Below are 4,595 nucleotides of genomic sequence, written 5' to 3'. Positions count from 1 at the left end.
TGTAACCAACGGGACAAAAAACCAAATTTTAAAGGTTTTGGGAGAGAGCCATTGGTTACATGACGGCGGAATGTTGAGACACTCATATGAAGCAATTTTGCACTTTCACGGTCTGTCAAAAGAATATCATTTTCTGTCATACTAAAATCCTTTCTATCAAAAAATGGTAACAAATCATAACTATTTATTAACCACATTTTGGTTCGTTTGGAAAGATGTTTTATTTATAGAAAACAATATTTTATTATATAATTTCTGATGTGATACGTTATGAGTCTTATTGAGAGAGAATGAGAGAAAAGAGAGAGAAAGTTATCAACAGATCATGGGGTTATTCACCCCATATCTTAAGATTGACCCGTGACATAAGCCGCCCATTTATCCATATAAACACGGCGTTGTTCTAGATAGTCCGTACGACGATAGGCACGCTCTACTTTACCTCCTACTGTATGACTTAGAATGGTTTCAGCGACCTCATAGGGGGCATCGGTTGTTTCAGCAAGCCAATTGCGTAAACTAGAGCGAAATCCATGGGGGCAGGCATCAAGTCCAATACGTTTCATATATTGAGCCATACACCTATGCGCGAGGGGACCGCGACCTGTTGCAGAAAAGAAGAAATCATTGCGTGATAAAAGGCGCGCTTGTTTTAAAATGTCTAATGCTTCTGATGATAAAGGCACGCGAAACTCTGTTGTTGTATCACGCTTTCCTTTCATATTTTCAGCAGGAATAGTCCAGATATCATCCTCAACTTGATCTTTATGGATATGACATAAAGGAAAAGTACGAACGCCTGTCAGAATAAGCAAACGTAAAGCCAGTTGTGTCATTGTTGTTGTTTCGCAAAGTGTTTTATAAAAAGCCGGAACCTTTCTCCAATCCATAGCTGGAAAATTTTGCGTTTTATGGCGTTGTTTGCCTAAGAGCGCGCGTGCTTTTTCTGTTGCTTGTAAATCAACATTCAAACCTAATGCAGCCGCATGTTTAAGACAAAGATTAAGACGTATCAATGCTTTCTCTGCTGTTGCAGCTTTTGTATGCCAAATAGGGGCAAGAGTATTGCGTATCTCTGTTTGAGTAATCTCTGAAACGGGTAGACAGCCTAATTTAGGGAGAATATAAAGACGTAAAGGTGAAAACCAATCACAAGCCTTACCATCATTTTTTAATTCAGCTTTCCGACTTTCAAAAGCATCTACGGCAATATCTTTTAAGTAATGAAGATTGCTGATTGCCTCACGCTTTTGTTTATTGCGTTCTTTAATGGGGTCACGCCCCTCACGTAAAACCGAACGCCACCCAGTTGCCAATTCACGGGCTTGTTTTAAAGAGACATCTCGCAATGCTCCCAAGCCCATTTCACGACGACGTCCGTGAAGGGTATACCGTAAAATCCATTGAGCACCTCCATCTTTACGCTTATGAAGTAACAAGCCGGCACCATCATTATATTTGCCAGCCCCCAATGTTGCGACAGATCTTGCATTAAGACGGTTCATAAGAGCCATTTTTTACTCCTTTCTTATATAAATTTGATCCACACATTCATCCCACTTGTGATGTGCAAATGAGTGGTTTTGATTGAAGCAATATAAACTGATTTAAAATGAGACAATCTTAGGTTATTCGGGACTCTCATTCAATATGAATAACACTAGATTATCATTATAAATCAATGCCTTGTAGAGATAGATAGTGTCGATGAGGAGCATCCATGGTTTGTGCACGCGTTTGATTTGATTAAGGCGCGTGCAAAATACGAACTTTACAAGAATATCTTGAAAGATCCCGATTGTGCAACGGCAGCGTACAATGACTTTAACGAACAGTTGCATGAATTGCGTGCAGAGACGTCTCAACGTCATAACGTGACCAGAATAATACCAACGGATTTTTAATATGGTTTATTTTCCAATCGCTGATTACAGACCAGATGTTTCGGTCGTCAACGGTAGCTTTACGGATACGCTTGTGAATGTTTTACCAGCAGATGGCGGTTACATTCCGATGCCTAGTGCAATGGTTGTGTCTCATGCTTTGGAAGAAAAGCCTTTGGGGTGCATAGCGTTTAGAAGTGGCAATGGTGTTAAGATAATTGTAGGAGGCAAACAAAAGCTTTACAGTTATGATAGTCAAACCAAGGGTTGGAAAGACATAAGCCAAAGTGGTGTGACCTATCAAGCAAATGAAGAGAATAAATGGTCGTTTGCTCTTTTTAAAAACATGGTTATTGCGGTGAATAAAAATGATAAACCGCAAGTTTTCAAGGTCCTTAGTTCTGAACGGTTTGAAGATTTAGAAGGAAATCCACCGAAAGCAGGATTGGTTAAGGTTTGGGGACCTTTTGTTTGTTTGATGCAATTGACAGATAATCCCAATCGCATCCATTGGTCTGGAGAAGGCGATGAAACTCTATGGGAGACTCAATATAATGTTAGTGGTTATATGGATTTCCAAGATGGAGAATATGTGCAGGGGGCAACAGAAACAACCAATCCCCTTATTTTTCTTCGTTCTGCTATTTATGCTGGTTCTTTGACGTTAGGTTCCAAGAGCCCGTTTGCTTTTCAAAAGATCCAAGACAAGCGTGGAGCGCGCAGTGCAGCCTCTATAGCGTGTCGAGGGAGTGATGCTTTTTTTGCGAGTGATGGTGGCTTTTATCAGATCAGTGCTGATGGTCAACTTTTGCCGATAGGCTTTGAGAAGGTTGATAGAACGGTTTTTAAAATCTTTGATAAGTTTGCTCTTGATGAGATGCAAGGGGTTATAGACCCCATTGATAACCGGATTTACTGGTCCATAAAGAGAGGCAATAACGAGCAAACGACCTTTGTCTATGATTGGGGCTTGCAGAAATGGTCGACGCTACAGGGAAAACCTTTCACGTTGTTTCCAGTGTTTACAACAGGTTATACTTTAGAACAGTTAGATGAGATCTCGATCAATCTTGAGTCCTTGCCGGCTTCTTTAGACAGCCCTCGTTGGCAAAGTGGCGCTCCCATGCTTGGTGCTTTTGATGATAACAATCGGCTTGTTATGTTTACGGGAGCACCGATGGAGGCAACGGTTGTTTCGCAAGAAATGGGGGCACCAGATGGAAGTTTTAACTTTATCACGAAGATGTTTGCTGAAGTTGATACGACGGAAGGTCTTTTAAGCATAGGAGAGCGTCGGCTTCGCAATAATCAGACGCCGATTACATGGCACAAGGAGAGGGTGTGTTCATATGTCACGGGCGCTTATCATGGTCGTTCGCGCAATCGTTATCACCGCTTTAAATTGCGTATTCCTGAAGGCGTTCATTGGAACCATATCACAGGATTTAATGTGGATTTACGTCCTTTAGGCAGAGGGTAATGGCAAAAGTCTTTTTGACCACGTCTTGGGATATGGAGCGTATAGCGCTTTATCTTGAAGACATCATTGCATCCTTTAGAGAGTATGTAGAGCGTTTCAAACATGAAATCACGTTGCAAGAGCTCATTGAAGCGATTTGCAGCGGCAAGAAACAGTTATGGCTTGTTTTGGATGATGACGAGCGCTTTTTAGCGGCATTCACGACCCAGATACAACAGACAGTTTTAGGAAAGAAGCGCGCACTGATTTGTGAATGTAGTGGCAAGGGCGTTCTTGATCAAGTTGATAATTTGACATTTGTAGAGGATTGGGCGCGTGAGAATGGGGCTTCTGAAATGGAGATCTTGGGTCGTTTAGGTTGGAAGCGCGCATTGGACAAGCAAGGCTATGGCATAGCTATGCTTTATTATAGGAAGGAATTGTGACATGGGGAGCAAGACACCAACAACGACAGAACAGAAGCAGGTACAAACAAGCGCCCCTCCAACTTGGATGCAGAATGTCTTTAAGCGTGGGGGTGCAGATGCGTATAACATGTATGATACAGGGATGGGTGGTAATGTATATGGGGGACCTCGTGTTGCACCTTTAAGTGCTCCAACTTATCAAGCAATTGGAGGTCTTGGAGCTATTCCTCATCAGTATCAGAATTATATGAATCATTTGATGAATACTCCAACATCGTCTGCGAGAAACCTTAACTGGATTGCATCTGGTGGTTTGATGGGACCGAATTCTCAATTTGATGAGGAACTTAAAGAGGGCTTAAGTGAAATAAGAAATAGTATTAATCGACAGTTTTTAGGTAGTGGTCTTTATGGCTCTAGTGCGCATAACAATGAGTTACAGAGGGGGCTTAATGATGAATTAGCTCGTATCAAGTATCGCCAGCGTGATAGAGATTTACAGCATATGATGCAAGCCAATTCGATGATTGATCAACTAAATGAAAACCGCTTAGGCATGATAGGCAACTTATTCCCCTCTTATAATAATGCCTATTCGAATATGTTGCAGGGGTCATCTGTTCTTAATGACTACAATCAACGCCTTGTTGATGCCAATCGTGAACGTTGGCTGGAACAAGACAATAGCGGCTGGAATAGGTTGAATATGCTTATGAATGCCGGTCATGGTTTTGCAAGGAATTACGGCACGACAACGAATAATCATACAATCTCTAAGATAGAGGGCAATAATCCGTGGAAAAATGTAGGGACTATAGGTTCTTT

Annotated in this window: 5 protein-coding genes and 1 pseudogene; 4 read left to right on the top strand and 2 right to left on the bottom strand. The window is 41.5% G+C overall.

Translation table 11 applies throughout. From position 1 onward, the window contains the following. Both ACFIQC_RS09270 and ACFIQC_RS09265 read right to left on the bottom strand, forming a co-directional pair. A partial coding sequence (locus ACFIQC_RS09270; protein ID WP_375633082.1) for a helix-turn-helix transcriptional regulator occupies window positions 1-140 on the bottom strand: 140 nt, incomplete at its 3' end. A gap of 207 nt (window positions 141-347) precedes the next feature. After that, window positions 348-1,514: a tyrosine-type recombinase/integrase gene (locus tag ACFIQC_RS09265; RefSeq protein ID WP_375621728.1), complete on the bottom strand. Its 1,167-nt coding sequence runs from the start codon at window positions 1,512-1,514 to the stop codon at window positions 348-350. A gap of 171 nt (window positions 1,515-1,685) precedes the next feature. On the opposite strand from ACFIQC_RS09265, the pseudogene ACFIQC_RS09260 reads away from it, so the two are divergent. The 4 genes and pseudogenes from ACFIQC_RS09260 to ACFIQC_RS09245 all read left to right on the top strand — a co-directional run. Further along, window positions 1,686-1,904: pseudogene (locus ACFIQC_RS09260) on the top strand (hypothetical protein); the annotation flags it as partial. A gap of 1 nt (window position 1,905) precedes the next feature. Beyond that, the gene (locus tag ACFIQC_RS09255) at window positions 1,906-3,363 is read left to right on the top strand and encodes a hypothetical protein (RefSeq protein ID WP_375707087.1); all 1,458 of its coding nucleotides are present in this window, start codon (window positions 1,906-1,908) and stop codon (window positions 3,361-3,363) included. After that, window positions 3,363-3,788: a hypothetical protein gene (locus tag ACFIQC_RS09250; protein WP_375707086.1), complete on the top strand. Its 426-nt coding sequence runs from the start codon at window positions 3,363-3,365 to the stop codon at window positions 3,786-3,788. The genes ACFIQC_RS09255 and ACFIQC_RS09250 overlap by 1 nt, the downstream gene beginning before the upstream one ends. A gap of 1 nt (window position 3,789) precedes the next feature. After that, window positions 3,790-4,595, top strand: an 806-nt coding sequence (locus ACFIQC_RS09245) for a hypothetical protein (RefSeq protein ID WP_375707085.1), incomplete at its 3' end; no start/stop codon positions are given.

The sequence above is a fragment of the Bartonella sp. AA126HLJHH genome, assembly GCF_042197425.1.
Taxonomy (GTDB): domain Bacteria; phylum Pseudomonadota; class Alphaproteobacteria; order Rhizobiales; family Rhizobiaceae; genus Bartonella.
The sequence above is the reverse complement of the archived record's forward strand: the minus strand, read 5'-3'. Positions and strand labels throughout refer to the sequence as shown.

Coding starts and splice junctions, on each gene's coding strand:
- ACFIQC_RS09265 (WP_375621728.1), bottom strand. CDS start 1,514: ATGGCTCTTATGAACCGTCTTAATGCAAGATCTGTCGCAACATTGGGG.
- ACFIQC_RS09255 (WP_375707087.1), top strand. CDS start 1,906: ATGGTTTATTTTCCAATCGCTGATTACAGACCAGATGTTTCGGTCGTC.
- ACFIQC_RS09250 (WP_375707086.1), top strand. CDS start 3,363: ATGGCAAAAGTCTTTTTGACCACGTCTTGGGATATGGAGCGTATAGCG.